The sequence below is a fragment of the Streptosporangium sp. NPDC002607 genome, assembly GCF_053592655.1.
In genome coordinates this window covers 70064-86443 of sequence record NZ_JBSFWD010000024.1, presented here as the reverse complement: position 1 = coordinate 86443, position 16380 = coordinate 70064, and the positions used below count along the sequence as shown (strand labels likewise).

Genomic DNA, 16380 nt, shown 5'->3' with positions numbered 1-16380 from the left:
CCCGGTATGGCCGCGGGCCGGCCGTAGCGGGAGGGGAGGTCAGCGCTCCCCGCGAGGGGGGAGCATGTCGTCGTCGGGGAGGGACGGCACAGCGCGGCTGTTGACGGTGATGCTGTCGGACACCCCGGCCCAGCGCCTGAGCGTCGCCGTCGCCGCGTCACGCTCGGCCGGGCTCAGCTGGGAGATGTTCGCGCTGTGGTTGGCGCCGGGGGCGACGTACAGATGGGAGTCGTTCCGGCTGGGGGTGAACCGCTCCGCGCTCCACGGGTCGTTCTCGCCGTAGATGAACATCATCTGGCTCGCGTCCTTGCGCACCCAGTGGTCCACGTCGAGCATCGGCTTCGGGTCGTGCCCGGTGCGCAGTTCGGCGGGGAGCACCGAGTTGGGCTGGTAAAGCTTGGGGTATCTGGCCACGCCGCGCAGGTGCGCGAACTTCAGGTCGGGCCAGCCGAGCTGGCTCGCCGCCTGGTAGTAGTACGGGGCGTAGTAGTTGAGGCCCTGGTCGGTGTAGAAGGAGAAGCCCGCGATGTCGTCGATCCACGTGTAGATCTCGTCATCGGAGGCGGTGGCGGCCGGCACCTTCGCGCAGTCGGACACCTTGGCGTACTGCCAGAACGCCCAGACCGTGTCGAGGACCGTCATCTCGAACGACCGGTCGGCGGTGCCCAGGGTCTTCTCGAAGGTGATCCCGTCGCGCGCGGCGGTCTCCACCAGCTTCGGAACCAGCCGCTCGCGCCGCTTGAGCGCCTCGATCTGCACGTTGTTCAGCGCGGTACGGCAGGCCCGGTCGGCCACGTTCGCGAAGAAGTCGTCGTAGGTGTGGTCGGACGGGTTGACCCGGTCGTTCGGCGCGACGTAGGCCACCACGCCGTCCACGTCACCGGGGTAGAACCGCCGGTGGTAGACCGAGGTCATGCCGCCCTTGCTCGCGCCGGTCTGGATCCACTTCCCCGAGTAGACCGTCTTGAGCGCCTCGACGATCCGGTGCTCGTCGCTGGCCTCCTGCCAGATGTCGAGCTTTCTCCAGTCCGCCGGGTCCGGGCGGGAGTTCCGGAAGAAGCGGTGCTCCACCGAGACCTGGTTGGCGCCGAGCAGCCGGGTCGGCTCGGTCTGGGAGGCGCCGGGGTTGACCGGCAGGCCGTACCCGCCGGTGTGCAGCACGACCGGCGCGTCGGCGGACCGGTGCAGCAGGGTGAATCGCTGCTCGTACGTGCCCTTGCCCGGATGGCGGTGGTCGATCGGCTGGGTGAGGCGCAGGACGAAGAACCGGTAGCCGGTCGGCCGGGTCTCCGAGACCACGGTCAGCCCGGGGATGGCGGTGAGCTTGCCGAGGAGTTCGTCCTCGACCGCCGCGGCGGGGGACGCGAGGCCGGGTTCCGCCGCCGCGGCGGGGGTGACCCCGGCCGCGCCGATCGAGCCGGCGGTGAGGACCGCCAGCATGAGGGCGGGAAGTACGCGCACTGATATGTCTCCTTCTGGCACACGAAGTGTCGAAGGAGGCTATCGATCATGCTTTGTCCGTGGTAGTCCTGATTTCCATAATTCCAGTGTTATGGGAGTGTCTGTAGTGGTTGGTCTGGAATGCCGACGCGCCGCCGGCTCAGGGCGTCGGGAAGGCCGGTCATGACTTCGCGTACAGGGCCTGCCAGTAGTAGCTCCACGGGGTCCCCCAGCCGTCCGCGACGAGTCGCCAGTCGTCGCCGGGCTGGTACACCTCGACGAAACGCTTGGACTGCGCCTGGACCGCCTCGCTGTCGTGCACGTCGATGATCTCGCGGAGCAGGCCGGATTGGAGGGCCTGCTGGACCACGGCCTGCCCCTCGTAGTGTCCGTCCAGGTCCGGGTCCAGGTACTTGCCGACCGGGTTCTTCGTGTAGGAGTGCGTGGCGATGCCGTCGATGAGGGAGAGGTAGTTCCTGACCGTGTCCGCGGGCATCTCGGCGAACGAGTCGATGTTGACGCACAGGTCGAAGGGCTCGCCGCCGGAGAGGTCCTCCACCTCGTCGATGCCCAGGAACCTGATCTTCTCGAACTGCTCGTCGGTCAGCACGGCGCGCAGATACTCGCGGGAGAGCTTCAGGCAGTTCTCCAGGTCGATGATGTGGTATTCCGCGACATCGTGGTTCGACAGGATGGTGTGGCAGGACCGGCCGTACCCGGCGCCGATCTCCAGGATCCGCGCGCCGTCCATTTTCACGGACCGTGCCATGAAATCGAGCTCAAGAACCGCCTGCAGATAGTCCAGGCAGATCGACTCACCCTTCAGGGTGACCGCGATGGGCTCTCCCAGCTGGCGGTTCCTGATCCGGAGCATGCGCTCCCAGTTCTCCGGTGACAATTGGAGGCCAAGGTTGTGGATGAGCGTCTTCAGATATCTCCGGCCGTTGACCTCGGGGTTCCAGAGCGCGATCTTGTAGTTCACCCGGCTGGATTTGAAACGGCTCAGATCGGGGGTCTCGTCCAGGGCGAGATTGTTCTCGTTAATGTGCGCCCACTGAGGACTCTGGCCATATTTATGACTCATTTGTCTGCTCTTTCCTGGAGCTCGGCGATTCAAGGTCCGCAAGGCGCCGCACCCATGTCCGCACGAGTATCGCGCACCGAACCGGCTCGCGCCTAGATCACTTCTCCGGCTCTCCCGGGGTCCGGAACCCCGGCACGCGGCGGCCCTCCGGGGTGGGCGGCGCCGGGTCCCGGCGTTGATCGCGGGCATGATCGTGACAGGGGGTTAATGGCGGTGCCGCCGAATGTCCAGGTCAGCACGGGGGCGTTACCCGCGGGACAACAAGATGTACTCACAGTTCCACAGGTTGTTGTCAAAAAATTTATCCAATTGTGACATACCAACTATAAGATCACGTTTCATGATCATGAATCTCCCCGTACCGGACGGACCGTCGGCTTGGCCGTGGCGTGGGGCTCCGGGCGTCGCGGCGCCGGACGGGAGGTTACCCGCGGTTGCCCGCTGACACGGTGGGTCTCGGTGAGCTAGGAATGATGTCACTGAACGAGACGCTCGCCGACCGGTTCGGAACGTGAAGGAATTCGGGATTGTCGATGCTTTTGCCGTTGGGTCAACGGATTTACCGTGGCGCCGGACCCGATGAAACCGCCAGTTTTCCACGAATAGCAGGCCGCCCGCTCCGCCCTCTCACCACAGCCCCGTCGAGAACGACCCCTGTCTGAGAATTCCATGAAGTGGGGGAGTGGTTCACTCTGCCGCTGCGCAGGACCCGGGTCGCCAGACTAAACGAGGATGTAGTAAATGCTGGCATCGCAGCATCGCAGCGTACTTGATGTCCTGAAGGGATTGCTCGCCGAGAGCAGCGCGGGAAACGGCCGGTTGGTGCTGGTCAGCGGGGGACTGGCAAGCGGGAAGACCGAGTTGCTGCACGAGTTCTCGCGGGTCGCGGCCACCTCCGGTGCGTTGCTGCTCAGCGCCACCGGCTCCCTGGGGGAGAACACCCTGCAGGCGGGCATGATCGACCAGTTGTTCCACGGCGCGGGGCTGCCGCCGGAGGTCTCGGACCAGGTGTCACGGCTGATCCGGCGGCACACCGTGACGACCGGCGCCACCCGGCACGCCGAGGCCGAGGTCGTCCGCGAGATCGGCGATGTCCTGCTGGAGCTGTCCAGGGAGCGCCCGGTGGTCGTCGGCGTCGACGCCGTCCATCTGGTGGACGGCCTCTCACTCCGGCTGCTGCTCTATCTGTGCCGCAGGATAAGCTCCGCCCGCATTCTGCTGATCATGAACGAGTGGGATCTGCCGCAGTCCACGATCCCGTCCTTCTCCGCCGAGGTCACCCGAGGGTTCCACCACCGGATCTGGCTGACCCCGCTGTCGGTCGGTGACATCGCCGAGGTGCTGCCCCCGACAATGGATCCGGTTGCCGCCGTCGCGCTCCAGCGGCTGAGCGGTGGGAACCCGATGCTGGTCAACGCCCTGATCGAGGACCATCGTGCCGACCCCGACGACCCGATCGCCGCCGGTGCTGCGTACGCCCGGGCGGTGATGGCGTGCCTGCACCGGTGGGAGCCGGAGCTGCTCTGGGTGGCCCGGGCCCTGGCGGTCCTGGGGGAACCGGGCTCGGCCGGGCTGACCGGCGGCCTGGCGAAGATCAATCCGAAGGCCGCCGAGCGGGCGGTGGAGGTCCTGACCGAGGCGGGCCTGCTGGCCGGCGGCTGGTTCCGGCACCCGGTGGCCGCCGCGGCGGTGCTGGACGGCATCGGTGCCGAGGAGCGTTCGGGCCTACACGTCCGCGCGGCCGTGCTGCTGTACCAGCGCGGCATGTCCACCACGAAGATCGCGGGGCATTTCGTCGCCGCGGACCGGGCGCCGGAGGACTGGGCGACCGGGGTGCTGCGGGACGCGGCCGAGCAGGCGCTGGCCGGCAATGAGGTGGCCGTGGCCGTGCAGTGCCTGGAGCTGGCCCTGCGGTCCGTCCGCGACGAGGGCGAGCGTCTGGCGATAACGAAGGTGCTGGTCCGGGCGCTGTGGCGGGTCAACCCCTCGGCGGCCGCGCTGCATCTGCCGCTGCTGCGGGAGGCCCTGGAGAAGGGATGCCTGTTCGGCCAGGACGCGGCGGCCGTGGTGCGGCACTCGCTGTGGAACGGCGACGTGCAGACGGCGTCGAGGGCGATGGAGGCGCTGACCGCGACCCCCGATCTGCTGAACGTGCAGACCGCCGCCGAGCTGCACCTCACCTACCAGTGGTTCTACGGGACGTCGCGGGGTCCGCACGGGAGGTTCGACACCGCCTCCGCCTGGGGCGACGAGGCCCGCAGGATGACCTCGATCTGGACGCACGGCGACGGCGAGGTGGCGCTGGTGAGCGCCGAGAACATCCTGCAGAGCTGCCGGCTCGGCGAGACCACCCTGGAGGTGGTGGCCATCGCGGTACTGACCCTGATGTACGGGGGCAGGACGGAGCGGGCCACTCACTGGTGTGACGAGCTGATCGACGAGGCGGTCCGCAGTGGCGCGCTCACCTGGCAGGCCGTGCTCGGTGCGGTCCGGGCCGAGATCGCGTTCCGGCAGGGGGAGGTGGTGGTCGCCGCGGCCAAGGCGCAGGCCGCCCTGGAGCTGATGCAGGCGCAGAGCTGGGGCATCCTGATCGGCTACCCGAGGTCGACGCTGCTGCTGGCCCACACGGCGATGGGGCAGTACGAGGAGGGGGCCGAGCTGCTGCAGCAGCGGGTGCCCGACGAGATGTTCGCGACTCTGATCGGCCTGCGGTACCTGCACGCGCGCGGTCACTACTACCTGGCCACCGATCGGGTGCTCGCCGCGATCAGCGACTTCCAGACCTGCGGCAGGCTCATGCAGGACTGGGAACTCGACCGGCCGATGGTGGTTCCCTGGCGCAGCAACCTGGCCGAGGCGAACCTCCGGCTCAGCCGCTGGGGGGTGGCCCGCGACCTGGTGACGGAGCAGATGGAGCGGCTCAAGCCCATCGACCTGCGGACCCGGGGCGTCTCCCTGCTGATCCTGGCCGCCGCCAGCGGGCTCGCGCAGCGTACCGAGCTGCTGCGCGAGGCGGCGGAGTGCCTGCGAACGGCGGGCGACCGGCTGCTGCTGTCCCGGGCGCTGGCCGATCTGGGCGCGGCCCTGCAGCAGCTCGGGGAGGCCGACGAGGCCAAGCCGCTGATCTGCCGGGCGATGCGGGAGGCCGAGATCTGCCACTCCGGCGTGATGCCCCTGCGGCTCAGCAAGAGCTGGACCACCGGCCCCGTTCTGCCGGACGCGGGGGAGCCCGCCGAGGACCCGAACCCGCTGGGGCTCAGCGACTCGGAGTGCAGGGTGGCGGAGCTGGCCGCGCTCGGGCACACCAACCGGGAGATAAGCCGGACGCTGCACATCACGGTGAGCACCGTCGAACAGCATCTGACCCGCGTCTACCGGAAGTTGGGAGTGAAGAGCCGGGCCGATCTGCCCCCGGTTCTCACGCCCCCCGACCGGCGGGCGTCCGCCGGCCCGCCCGAGGCGGGATCGAGAGCCAAGCCGAGCATGCGGGGAATCGCACAGTGAACAGTTTCCCAATCCCAGGAGTCACCTATGCCAGTCACGTCGTCGTGCCGGATCTGCTCGGGCACGGTTCGCGAGTTCCTCGATTTCGGAAGGCAGCCGCTCTCCGACGCCTTCGTGACGCCTGAGGACTTCGAGGAGGAGTTCTTCTTCACCCTCGCCGTGGGGATCTGTGAATCGTGCACGATGGTGCAGCTCATGGAGGAGGTGCCGCGCGACCGCATGTTCCACGAGAGCTATCCCTACCTCTCCTCGGGGTCGGCCGTCATGCGCGAGCACTTCCAGGCGATCGCCAAGCGTTTCCTGGCCGTCGAGCTCACCGGGCCCGACCCGTTCGTCGTCGAACTCGGCTCGAACGACGGCACCATGCTCCAGGTGATCGCCGAATCGGGCGTCCGCCACCTGGGAGTGGAGCCGTCCGGCGGGGTGGCGGACCTGGCCGCGGCCAAGGGCATCCGGGTGCGCAAGGACTTCTTCGAGGAGGCGACCGCGTCCGGCATCCTCGCCGCCGACGGACCGGCCGACGTCGTCTACGCCGCCAACACCCTGTGCCACATCCCGTACATGGAGTCGATCCTGCGCGGTGTCGACAGGTTGCTGGCGCCCGGCGGGGTCTTCGTGTTCGAGGACCCGTACTTCGCCGACATCCTGGAGCGCACCTCGTTCGACCAGATCTACGACGAGCACTTCTTCTTCTTCACGGTCCGCTCGGTACAGGAGATGGCGCGGCGGTTCGGGTTCGAACTCGTCGACGCGGAGCGGCTCTCCGTGCACGGCGGCGAGGTCCGCTACACCCTGGCGCGTCCGGGAGCGAGGCAGCCGACCCGGGCGGTGACCGACCTGCTGGCCGAGGAGAGCGCGGCCGGGGTCACCGAGCCGGCGACGCTCGAGGGCTTCGCCTCCCGGGTCGGGCACATCCGCGAGCGACTGCCGGCGCTGCTGGGCGAGCTGCGCGACAAGGGGGAGCGGGTCGTCGGGTACGGCGCCACCGCCAAGAGCGCGACGGTGACGAACTACTGCGGCATCGGCCCCGAGCTGGTCCCCTTCGTCTGCGACACGACCGCGGGCAAGCAGGGCAGGCTCACGCCGGGGGCGCACATCCCGGTACGGAGCCCCGAGGCGTTCTCCGACCCCTACCCGGAGTACGCGCTGCTCTTCGCCTGGAACCACGCGCAGGAGATCATGGAGAAGGAGAAGGAGTTCCGCGAGGCGGGCGGCAAGTGGATCCTCTACGTTCCCGAGGTGCGCGTTGTCTGACCAGCCGCTGGTCGTGGTCCTGGGCGCCTCCGGTTTCGTGGGCTCCGCCCTCGTGACGGAGCTGGCCGGGCGGGATGTCCGGCTGAGGCTGGTGGCGCGGAGGCCCGCCGTGGTCCCCCCGGGCCACGCGGCCGAGGCCGAGGTCCGTACCGCGGACCTCACCGGCGCGGGCCAGGTCGCCGAGGCGATCGCCGGCGCCGACGTGGTGGTCAACCTGTTGCTCTACACCGGCGGCGGGACCTGGCGGGCGGCGGAGGACGAGTCGCCGGGCGAGCGGGTGAACGTCGGCGTGGTACGCGACATCGTCGCGGCCATCCGGGCGGAACGCCGGGACGGCCCACCCCCCGTGGTCCTCTTTCCCGGCTCGACCTCCCAGGTCGGCCCGAGGTCGGAGGCCAGGATCGACGGCACCGAGCCGGACGCCCCGGTGACCGCCTACGACCGGCAGAAACTGGCCGCCGAGCGGGAACTGAAGGCCGCCACGGCGGAGGGCCTGCTGCGCGGGGTCACGCTCCGGCTCGGCACGGTGTTCGGCGGCCGGGTCTCCCCGACCGCCACCGACCGGGGGGTGGTGACCACCATGGTGCGCCGCGCGCTGGCGGGTGAGCCGCTGACCGTGTGGAACGACGGGACGGCCGAGCGCGACCTGCTCTACGTCGGGGACGTGGCCGGCGCCTTCCTGGCCGCGCTCGACCACGCCGACTCCCTCGCGGGCCGGCACTGGCTCATCGGCACCGGCGGCGGCCGGAGCGTGCGAGACATCTTCACGACCGTCGCCGCGACCGTGGCCGCCAGGACGGGGGCGCCCGCGGTCCCGGTCGTCTCGGTGCCGGCGCCGCCGGACGCCACCGGAATGGACTTCCACAGCGTCGTCGCCGACCCGGCCGCCTTCCGCGCGGTCACCGGATGGCAGGCCCGGGTGCCGTTCCGCGAGGCGCTGGAGCGCACCGTCTCCTCGCTGATCCGCGGTGACGAGGTGCCGCTCTGAGGCGTTTTGGGCGACCCCTATCTTGCTCGCGGGCGACCCCTACCTTGTTGACCCCGCACCGGCGGTCCGAGCATGCTGGACCGCGTTCCGTGACCGTCCGTCATCCTCGACCGATTGGCGACTGTTGTGACCGAACACCCCCCGGCGGCGCGGCCGTAATGAAATCCCGCGCGCTCGCCGTCACCGGCGCTTTCGAATTCACTCCCGAGGTGTTTCCCGACGAGCGGGGCCTCTTCGTCTCCCCGTTCCAGGAGGCGGCGTTCGTCGAGGCGGTCGGGCACCCGCTCTTCCCGGTCGCGCAGACCAGCCAGAGCGCCTCGGTGCGCGGCGTGCTCCGCGGGATCCACTTCACCCTCGCCCCGCCGGGGACCGCCAAGTACGTGCACTGCACGCGGGGAAGCGCGCTGGACATCGTCGTCGATCTCCGGGTCGGCTCCCCGACGTTCGGGGAGTGGGACCAGGTGGTGCTGACCGGTGAGAGCTTCCGCTCGGTGTACTTCCCGCCGGGGCTCGGCCACGCCTTCGTCGCGCTCGAGGACGGCACCGTGATGTCCTACCTGCTCTCGCAGCGGTACCGGAAGGAGAACGAGCTCGCGCTCTCGGCCCTCGACCCGGAGATCGGGCTGCGGCTGCCCGAGGACCTGGCGCCGATCCAGTCGGAGCGGGACCGGGAGGCGCCCACCCTGGCGAAGGCGCGGGCACTGGACATGCTGCCCGACTACAAGGAGTGCCTGCGGATCGAGGAGACCTTCCGGCAGGCGTGACGGCGGCGTGCGGGAGCCGGTCGCGGCTCGGGGGAACTCCCAAGCCGCGGCCGTCGGAAGATGAAATTTCGTATCAAAGGAGCCAGCATGGCCGTACCCTCTCGGCGGCAGACTCGTTCACCGTTGCAGGTGCGGCTCGCGGAATCCGTGCTCTCCCCGGGTGGGTGGTTCGCGACACTCGACGAGTTCCACCGCTGGCTGGCCGAGACGGCGAGCCGTACGTACATGAACGTGCGGAAGGTGCCGTTGAACGGGCTGTCCGGCTGGGAGGTGGACCGGCACACCGGGAACATCCGGCATCGGACCGGAAAGTTCTTCAGCGTCGAGGGTCTGGACGTCCACGTTCCCGGCCGGACGGTCTCCCACTGGTCCCAGCCGATCATCAACCAGCCGGAGATCGGCATCCTGGGCATCCTGGTCAAGGAGATCGACGGGATCCCGCACTGCCTCATGCAGGCCAAGCACGAACCGGGCAACCACAACGGCCTGCAGCTCTCTCCCACCGTGCAGGCCACCCGGAGCAACTACACCCGGGTGCACCAGGGCAGGCCGGTCCCCTATCTCGACCACTTCCTCGACACCTCGGGCCACGAGGTGATCGCGGACATCCGCCAGTCCGAGCAGGGCGCCTGGTTCTACCGGAAGCGCAACCGGAACATGATCGTTGAGATCACCGGGGAGATCGAGGTCGCCGAGGGCTTCTGCTGGCTGACCCTCGGCCAGTTGCACACCCTGATGTCGGTGCCGGATCTGGTGAACATGGACGCGCGGACCGTGCTGGCCTGCATGCCGTTCTCCGGAGCCGGGCTGACATCGGCCCTGACGGCGGCGCTTTCGATGGAGCCGGGCGACGGTTTCCGCGCCGCGCTCGTCCGCTCCTGCGATCCGGGCGAGGCCGGCCCGCACACCATGGGGGAGGTGCTGAGCTGGATCACCGACATGCGCACCAGGACCGACCCGCAGGTCAGGCTGATCCCCCTCGACGAGGTGCGGGGATGGCGGCGGACGGACGAGCTGATCTCCCACGAGACCGGCCGCTACTTCGACGTCGTCGGGGTGAGCGTGGAGGCGGGCGGGCGCGAGGTCGGCCACTGGGACCAGCCCATGATCGAACCTTCCGGGACCGGGGTCATCGCGTTCCTGGTCGGAGAGATCGGCGGAGTGCTGCACGCCCTGGTGCACGCGCGGGTCGAGCCGGGCTACGCCGATGTGGTGGAGCTGGGGCCGACCGTGCAGTGCACCCCGGAGAGCTACGACCACCTGCCCGCCGGGGCACGCCCGCCCTTCCTGGACGAGATGCTGGAGGCCGGCCCCGAGCGCGTCCGGTTCGAGACGATCCTGTCGGAGGAGGGCGGGCGTTTCCACCGTGCCCGCAACCGCTATCTCATCGTGCACACCGACGAGGCCGCCGGGATCGACCACCCCGAGTACCGCTGGCTGAGCGTGTCCCAGCTCGGAGAGCTGCTGCGGCACAGCTTCTATCTCAACATCCAGGCGCGCAGCCTGCTGTTCTGCCTGACCACCCTGACTACAACGCCGCCAGCACCTCTCGCAGCGCGCTGATCACCCTGTCCTGGACGTCGCCGGGCAGTGACGGGTACATCGGCAGCGAGAAGATCTCACCGGCCAGTTCCTCGGTGACGGGCAGGCTGCCCCTGCCGTAGCCGAGGTGGGCGAACCCGGTCATGGTGTGGACCGGCCACGGGTAGCTGATGTTCAGCTGGATGTCGTACGCCTTCAGCGCCTCGATGATGTCGTCGCGGCGGGGGTGGCGCACCACGTAGACGTAGTAGACGTGGTCGTTGCCCTCGGCGAGCGCGGGAAGGACGAGTTCGGTGTCGCCGAGGCCGTCGGCGTAACGGGCCGCCACGGCTCGCCGGTCGGCGATGTACCGGTCGAGCCGGCGCAGCTTGCGCCGGAGGATCTCGGCCTGCAACTCGTCCAGCCTGCTGTTGTGGCCGGGGGTCTCGACGACGTAGTAGGTCTCCTCCATGCCGTAGTAGCGCAGCCTGCGCAGGTTCCGCTCGACCTCGTCGTCGGAGGTGAGCGTCGCGCCGCCGTCCCCGTAGGCGCCGAGCACCTTGGTCGGGTAGAAGGAGAACCCGGCCGCCTTCCCCATCGATCCCGCGACGCGCCCGTGGTGGCGGGCGCCGTGCGCCTGCGCGCAGTCCTCGAAGATCATCAGGTCGTGCTTGGCCGCGAGCCGCTCCAGCGGCTCCATCTCGACGCACTGGCCGTACAGGTGGACCGGCAGCAGGCACCGGGTCCGCTCGGTGATGGCGGCCTCCACCTGGGCGGTGTCCATCAGGTAGTCATCCCGGTGCACGTCCACGAAGACCGGGGTCGCGCCTACGGCGTCGATCGCGACCACCGTCGGCGCCGCGGTGTTGGAGACCGTGATCACCTCGTCGCCGGGGCCGACCCCCAGGGCCTGCAACCCCAGCTTGATCGCGTTGGTGCCGTTGTCGACGCCGACGCAGTGCCCCACCCCGTGGTAGCCGGCGAACTCCGCCTCGAAGGAGCGGACGCTCTCGCCGAGGACCAGCTGCCCTGACCGGAACACCGTCTCGACGGCGTCCATGATGTCCTTCTGCTCGCTGTCGTATTCCCGCAGATAGTCCCAGACACGCGTGGTCATGGCAGTCCCTTTCTCGAAAGCTCGGCCCAGCATAATGACCGGCGGGAATCGGGGGAGCCCCTGTATCCAGGCGGAAACCGGCACCCCGGGAGGTGGTCGGCAGCGGTCTCGGAATGGCTAGGGGTAACCCCTAACACTTCACCCGGTACCCCAGTCCCCGTCGCCGTTCGTTGCGGATGAATGGCGGCCCGGCTAGGGTGGCGCTCTTTTTCCGTTATCGCGCTGTGAACTCGATCCCGGGTGCGCGCGCCTGTGGAAGACGGTTAGGGGTGTTGCCCTAAATAGGCCCTAACTAGCATTGCCGGCAGATCGCAGTGACTGATTTGTCGCCGATGGGCTAGTTTTTTTGTCGCGAAATCACTGCTTATCAGGTCAGAAATCCCAGAGAGACAGGATTCTCCCAGATGGCGAAACATTTCCTCTTCCTGGTTCATCCCGACCATGGCCACGTGATCCCCAACCTGGCCGTGGTGACGGAGCTGGTCCGCAGAGGAAACCGCGTCTCCTATCTGACCGGAGACATGATGGTGGGCATCGTGGAGGAGGCCGGCGCCACCGCGCTGCGCTACGACTCGAAGTACCGGGACTCGGACTTCCTGAACCTGGCGCGCGACCCGCTCTACCTGCTCTCGGTCCTGCTCGACGAGAGCGCGGACATGCTGGCGGCCCTGGAGTCCTACCCGGCCGACGACCTCCCCGACATGATCGTCTACGACACCTCCATCCTCTACGCGGGGCGCATCCTGGCCAGGAAGTGGAACCGGCCCGCGACCCAGCTCATCCCGATGTTCGCGTCGAACGCGAACTTCTCGTACCTGAACGCGATCTACAACTCCGACGGGGCTGAGCAGTCCATGCCGAACTGGGTGGACGACATGTTCGCCCGGATCAGCGCCCTGTCCAGTGCGCACGGGGTCGACGTCCCGCCCGCGGAGCTGTGGTGGGAGATCCAGGACTTCAGCATCATCAACATGCCGCGGTCCTTCCAGTACGTCGGTGACAGCTTCGACGAGCGGTTCGCGTTCGTGGGGCCGTGCCTGGGCGAGCGGAACTTCCTGGGCGAGTGGCAGCCGCCGGCCAGCGGGCTTCCGGTCGCGCTCGTCTCGTTCGGCGCGGTCTTCAACGAGTATCCGGACTTCTTCCAGATGTGCGTACGGACCTTCACCGGCGTTCCGTGGCACGTGGTGATCACGGTCGCGGACGGAATGGACCCCGCGGACCTGGGCCCGCTGCCCCCCAACATCGAGGCGCATCGGTGGATGCCGCACTACAAGGTGCTCCAGCACGCCTCGGTGGCCGTCACCCACGGGGGCATGGGCACCGTGATGGAGGCGCTGCACTCCGGCTGCCCGATGGTGGTCGTCCCGACGTCGTCCATCGACGCGGTGGCCGCCCGGCGGATCGAGGAACTGAACCTCGGCCGGTCCATCCCGCCGGAGGAGGTCACCGGGGAACTGCTGCTCCAGGCGGTGCTGGAGGTGGCGGGCAGCGAGGTCATCCAGCGGTGCACGGGGGAGATGCAGAAGGATCTGCATGCCTCGGGCGGCACCCTTCGGGCCGCCGACGAGCTTGAGAAGTACCTGATGCGGATCCAGTGATGGACGGACCACTCGAGTTTCGGATCATGGGGCCGCTCGGGGTGTTCAGGAAGGGCGAGGAGCTTCGGATCGGCGGCCCCCGGGAGCGCGCGATCCTGGCCAGCCTGGTGCTGAACGCGGGCCGCGTCGTCGGGGTGGACCGGCTGATCGAGGCGGTGTGGGGCGGGCACGCCCCGCAGAGCGCCCGCGGGCAGATCGCCATCTGCGTGTCGCGGCTGCGCAGGGCGCTGGGGGACCGGGCGGACGACATCATGACGTCGAGCCCCGGCTACCTGCTCAGGGCGGCCCCCGAGCAGATCGACAGGCTCCGCTTCGACGACCTCGTGGCGCGGGCGCGCCGGCAGGCCGCCGGGGGCGATCGGGAGGGTGCGATCGCCATGCTGCGGGACGCGCTCTCCCTGTGGCGGGGAACCCCGTTCGAGGACATCCACAGCATGCGCTACGACGCGGCCCGGCTGCGGGAGTCGCGGCTGGAGGCGATCGAGGCCTGCCTGGAGCTGGAGCTGGAGCTCGGCAACCACCTCAAGGTGATCGCGGAACTGGTTCCCGTGGTGGAGGAGCACCCGCTCAGGGAGCGCGCCCGGGCGCAGCTGATGCTGGCCCAGTACCGCTCGGGGCGCCGCGCCGAGTCACTGCGGACCTACCAGGAGGGCCGGCGGCACCTGGTGGAACAGGTCGGGCTCGAACCCGGCCCGGAGCTGAGGCGGCTGCACGACCAGATCCTGCGGGACGAGTCCGCGCTGATGGAGGTGTCGGGGGTGCGGCGGGCCGAGGAGTTCGTCATCCCCTCCCAGCTCCCCCCGCAGGCCCTGCCGTTCACCGGGCGCACCGCGGAGCTCGCCGTCCTGGACGACGCGCTCCGCTTCTCTCCGGAGACGACCGGGCCGGGAACGGTGGTCGTGACGGGTCTGGGCGGCTTCGGAAAGACCGCGCTGGCCCTGCGGTGGGCGCACCGCAGGATCGCCCAGTTCCCCGACGGGCAGCTCTTCGCCGACCTGCAGGGGGACGAGGGCGCGGCGGCCCTGACCCCCGGTGTCGTCGCCGGCCGTTTCCTGCGCGCGCTCGGCGTGGCCGGCCACGCCATCCCCGAGGATCTCAGCGAGAAGCTGGCCCTGTACCGCAGCAGGACGGCACGCCGGCGGCTGCTCGTCGTGCTGGACAACGCCCGCGACAGCGCCCAGGTCATCCCGCTGCTGCCGGGCGGCGCGCACTGCCGGGTGATCGTCACGAGCCGGGATCCGCTCGACGAGTTCGTGGCCCGCCAGGGCGCGCACCGGGAGTTCGTCCGGCCGCTGGGCTTCGAGGAGTCCAGGGCACTGGCGGTCATGCTGGTCGGCACCGCCAGGATGGAGGCCGAGCCGCAGGCGATGACCAGGCTCGCGGCCAGTTCCTCGGGGTGCCCGCTGACCCTGCGGATGGCGGCGGCGCGGCTCTGCTCGGGGTCCTACCGGGGATCGGCCGACGAGCTCGCCGGCCACGACGGCTACAACCTCGCCAGGATGGTGCCCAGGGCGCCGGTCAGCGCGTTCGCCGACGCCTCCGCGCCGGGGGAGCGCCAGCCGACGTGACCGTCGGGGCGGATGAGTACGGCTCCGGCGGTGCCCACGCCGAACTCCTCCGCCCACGTCGGTGAGGTGAGCTCCGTCGAGCCGTCGGCGGAGATCTCCAGGGCGGTGACGGCGACCCCGGTGTCCTGGGCCGCCTGCTTGGCGGCCTGCGCCCAGCCGGTGCCCGCGGGCGTCATCAGGGTGAACGAGCTGCCCAGCAGGTCCAAGGTGGAGACCTGACCGCCCCGCCGCGACAGCCAGACGTGGGGCATGCGGTGGCCGGGGCGGGCAGTCGGCAGGTAGGTCCGGTAGGGGTCGGCGGGTTCGGGGGCGGGCGTCCCGTCCGCGACGACGGCGGCGGAGTCGTAGTGGAAGCCGAGCACCAGGCCCTCCGAGCTGCGCCGGCCCGCCTGCTGGTCGATCGACTCCTGCATGGTCAGGCGGCCCTCCATCATCTGGAAGGTGATGAGCGCGTTGTTCAGGCTCTCGGTGACCGTACGGTCGGAGATCGGGCGCCGCTCGGGCGTGTAGGTGTCGAGAAGGCCGGCCCCCGCGGTGCCCCGGAGCACGGCGGCGAGCTTCCAGCCGAGGTTGTGCGCGTCCTGGATGCCGCAGTTCATGCCGAACCCGCCCTGCGGGGTGGCCACGTGCGCCGCGTCCCCCGCGAGGAAGACCTGGCCGCTGCGGAACTCGTCGGCGACCACGGCCTGCTGGAGCCAGGGCATGATGCCCACGATGTTCACCGCCAGGTCGGGGATGCCCGCCGCGGACCGCACCGCCGCGACGCAGACCTCCTCGGTGAAGTCGTCGGGGCTGCCGCCGTGCGCCGGGTCGTACCCGGTCTGGATCATCCACCGGCGCTGGTTGTCCACCGCCTCCACCGCGCACGGCGGGTTGCTGAGCAGGAAGTAGAGCGCGGCCTGGCGATCACGGAGCAGCGGCCCCAGATCGGCGTCGAACATGACGCTGATCATGTTGCCCAGCGGGGGAGGGCCGGTCATGGCGATGCCGAGCGCGTCCCTCGTGGTGCTCCGGCCGCCGTCGGCGGCCACCAGGTAGCGGGCGCGGACTCCGCGGCGGACCCCCGCGGACTCGATCACCGCCTCGACGCCGTCCGAGGTCTTCCGCATCTCCGTCATGGTCGTGTCGAAACGGACGTCGGCGCCCGGCTGCGCCTCGGCGAGCGCGCGCAGGATCACCTCGAAACGGTCCTGGGCGCAGATGTAGGTGTAGGTCGGGCTCTGCGGGGCGTCCTCGTGCAGCGGCGCGACCGCCCGCAGGAAGTCGTCATCGGTCAGCGACGTTCCGACGCCCACCGCCAGGGTCTCCTCGCGGGGCAGTCCGGCGCGTTCGACCTCGTCCTGGATTCCCCACGCCCTGACCAGTTCCATGGTCCTGGTCGAGATGAGCCGGGCCTTGGGAAAGAGGGAGGTTTTCTGGTGCCTCTCGACGAGCAACGAGGATATCCCGTACCTCGAAAGCTCGATCGAGGCGGACAGGCCGACCGGGCCGCCTCCGACAATCAACACCTCGACATCGAGCTCGTCCATGGGCGTCAGCGTT

At 69.5% G+C, this 16380-nt stretch carries 11 protein-coding genes; 7 read left to right on the top strand and 4 right to left on the bottom strand.

From position 1 onward, the window contains the following. Positions 1–39: 39 nt before the first annotated feature. Positions 40–1461, bottom strand: a complete 1422-nt coding sequence (locus ACWD3H_RS25830; RefSeq protein WP_451956809.1) for a S28 family serine protease — start codon at positions 1459–1461, stop codon at positions 40–42. A gap of 160 nt (positions 1462–1621) precedes the next feature. Then, positions 1622–2524 (bottom strand): putative sugar O-methyltransferase, encoded by a 903-nt coding sequence (locus ACWD3H_RS25825; protein ID WP_451956808.1) that lies wholly within the window; start codon positions 2522–2524, stop codon positions 1622–1624. Positions 2525–3265: 741 nt separating this feature from the next. Here ACWD3H_RS25825 and ACWD3H_RS25820 point away from each other — a divergent pair. The 5 genes from ACWD3H_RS25820 (at position 3266) to ACWD3H_RS25800 (ending at position 10597) form a co-directional block, all read left to right on the top strand. Next, a complete protein-coding gene (locus tag ACWD3H_RS25820; RefSeq protein WP_355556569.1) occupies positions 3266–6028 on the top strand; it encodes a LuxR C-terminal-related transcriptional regulator in 2763 nt (920 codons plus the stop codon). A gap of 27 nt (positions 6029–6055) precedes the next feature. Beyond that, positions 6056–7282 carry a methyltransferase domain-containing protein gene (locus ACWD3H_RS25815; RefSeq protein WP_451956807.1) on the top strand — a complete coding sequence of 409 codons (1227 nt, stop codon included), beginning with the start codon at positions 6056–6058 and terminating at the stop codon, positions 7280–7282. Then, positions 7275–8270 carry an NAD-dependent epimerase/dehydratase family protein gene (locus ACWD3H_RS25810; RefSeq protein WP_451956806.1) on the top strand — a complete coding sequence of 332 codons (996 nt, stop codon included), beginning with the start codon at positions 7275–7277 and terminating at the stop codon, positions 8268–8270. Before ACWD3H_RS25815 ends, ACWD3H_RS25810 begins: the two co-directional genes overlap by 8 nt. A gap of 158 nt (positions 8271–8428) precedes the next feature. Continuing rightward, complete coding sequence (locus tag ACWD3H_RS25805; protein WP_451956805.1) at positions 8429–9034, top strand: dTDP-4-dehydrorhamnose 3,5-epimerase family protein; 606 nt, start codon at positions 8429–8431, stop codon at positions 9032–9034. Positions 9035–9121: 87 nt separating this feature from the next. Further along, complete coding sequence (locus tag ACWD3H_RS25800) at positions 9122–10597, top strand: NDP-hexose 2,3-dehydratase family protein (protein ID WP_451956804.1); 1476 nt, start codon at positions 9122–9124, stop codon at positions 10595–10597. Here ACWD3H_RS25800 and ACWD3H_RS25795 read toward each other — a convergent pair. After that, on the bottom strand, positions 10563–11672 hold the full coding sequence (locus tag ACWD3H_RS25795) for a DegT/DnrJ/EryC1/StrS family aminotransferase (RefSeq protein WP_451956803.1): 1110 nt from the start codon (positions 11670–11672) through the stop codon (positions 10563–10565). The two genes, ACWD3H_RS25800 and ACWD3H_RS25795, sit on opposite strands and share 35 nt — an antisense overlap. 404 nt (positions 11673–12076) lie before the next feature. Here ACWD3H_RS25795 and ACWD3H_RS25790 point away from each other — a divergent pair, with 404 nt between their 5' ends. Next, positions 12077–13270 (top strand): macrolide family glycosyltransferase, encoded by a 1194-nt coding sequence (locus tag ACWD3H_RS25790; protein WP_350915277.1) that lies wholly within the window; start codon positions 12077–12079, stop codon positions 13268–13270. Beyond that, positions 13270–14838: a BTAD domain-containing putative transcriptional regulator gene (locus ACWD3H_RS25785; RefSeq protein ID WP_451956802.1), complete on the top strand. Its 1569-nt coding sequence runs from the start codon at positions 13270–13272 to the stop codon at positions 14836–14838. Before ACWD3H_RS25790 ends, ACWD3H_RS25785 begins: the two co-directional genes overlap by 1 nt. On the opposite strand, the gene ACWD3H_RS25780 is transcribed toward ACWD3H_RS25785, so the two are convergent. Next, positions 14754–16367: an FAD-dependent monooxygenase gene (locus ACWD3H_RS25780; protein ID WP_451956801.1), complete on the bottom strand. Its 1614-nt coding sequence runs from the start codon at positions 16365–16367 to the stop codon at positions 14754–14756. The genes ACWD3H_RS25785 and ACWD3H_RS25780 overlap by 85 nt on opposite strands. Positions 16368–16380 lie beyond the last annotated feature (13 nt).

What these genes read in the sequence shown, in the direction of transcription:
- ACWD3H_RS25825 (WP_451956808.1), bottom strand. Translation starts at nt 2,524, where the DNA reads ATGAGTCATAAATATGGCCAGAGTCCTCAGTGGGCGCACATTAACGAG.
- ACWD3H_RS25820 (WP_355556569.1), top strand. Translation starts at nt 3,266, where the DNA reads ATGCTGGCATCGCAGCATCGCAGCGTACTTGATGTCCTGAAGGGATTG.
- ACWD3H_RS25815 (WP_451956807.1), top strand. Translation starts at nt 6,056, where the DNA reads ATGCCAGTCACGTCGTCGTGCCGGATCTGCTCGGGCACGGTTCGCGAG.
- ACWD3H_RS25805 (WP_451956805.1), top strand. Translation starts at nt 8,429, where the DNA reads ATGAAATCCCGCGCGCTCGCCGTCACCGGCGCTTTCGAATTCACTCCC.
- ACWD3H_RS25800 (WP_451956804.1), top strand. Translation starts at nt 9,122, where the DNA reads ATGGCCGTACCCTCTCGGCGGCAGACTCGTTCACCGTTGCAGGTGCGG.
- ACWD3H_RS25795 (WP_451956803.1), bottom strand. Translation starts at nt 11,672, where the DNA reads ATGACCACGCGTGTCTGGGACTATCTGCGGGAATACGACAGCGAGCAG.
- ACWD3H_RS25790 (WP_350915277.1), top strand. Translation starts at nt 12,077, where the DNA reads ATGGCGAAACATTTCCTCTTCCTGGTTCATCCCGACCATGGCCACGTG.
- ACWD3H_RS25785 (WP_451956802.1), top strand. Translation starts at nt 13,270, where the DNA reads ATGGACGGACCACTCGAGTTTCGGATCATGGGGCCGCTCGGGGTGTTC.
- ACWD3H_RS25780 (WP_451956801.1), bottom strand. Translation starts at nt 16,367, where the DNA reads ATGGACGAGCTCGATGTCGAGGTGTTGATTGTCGGAGGCGGCCCGGTC.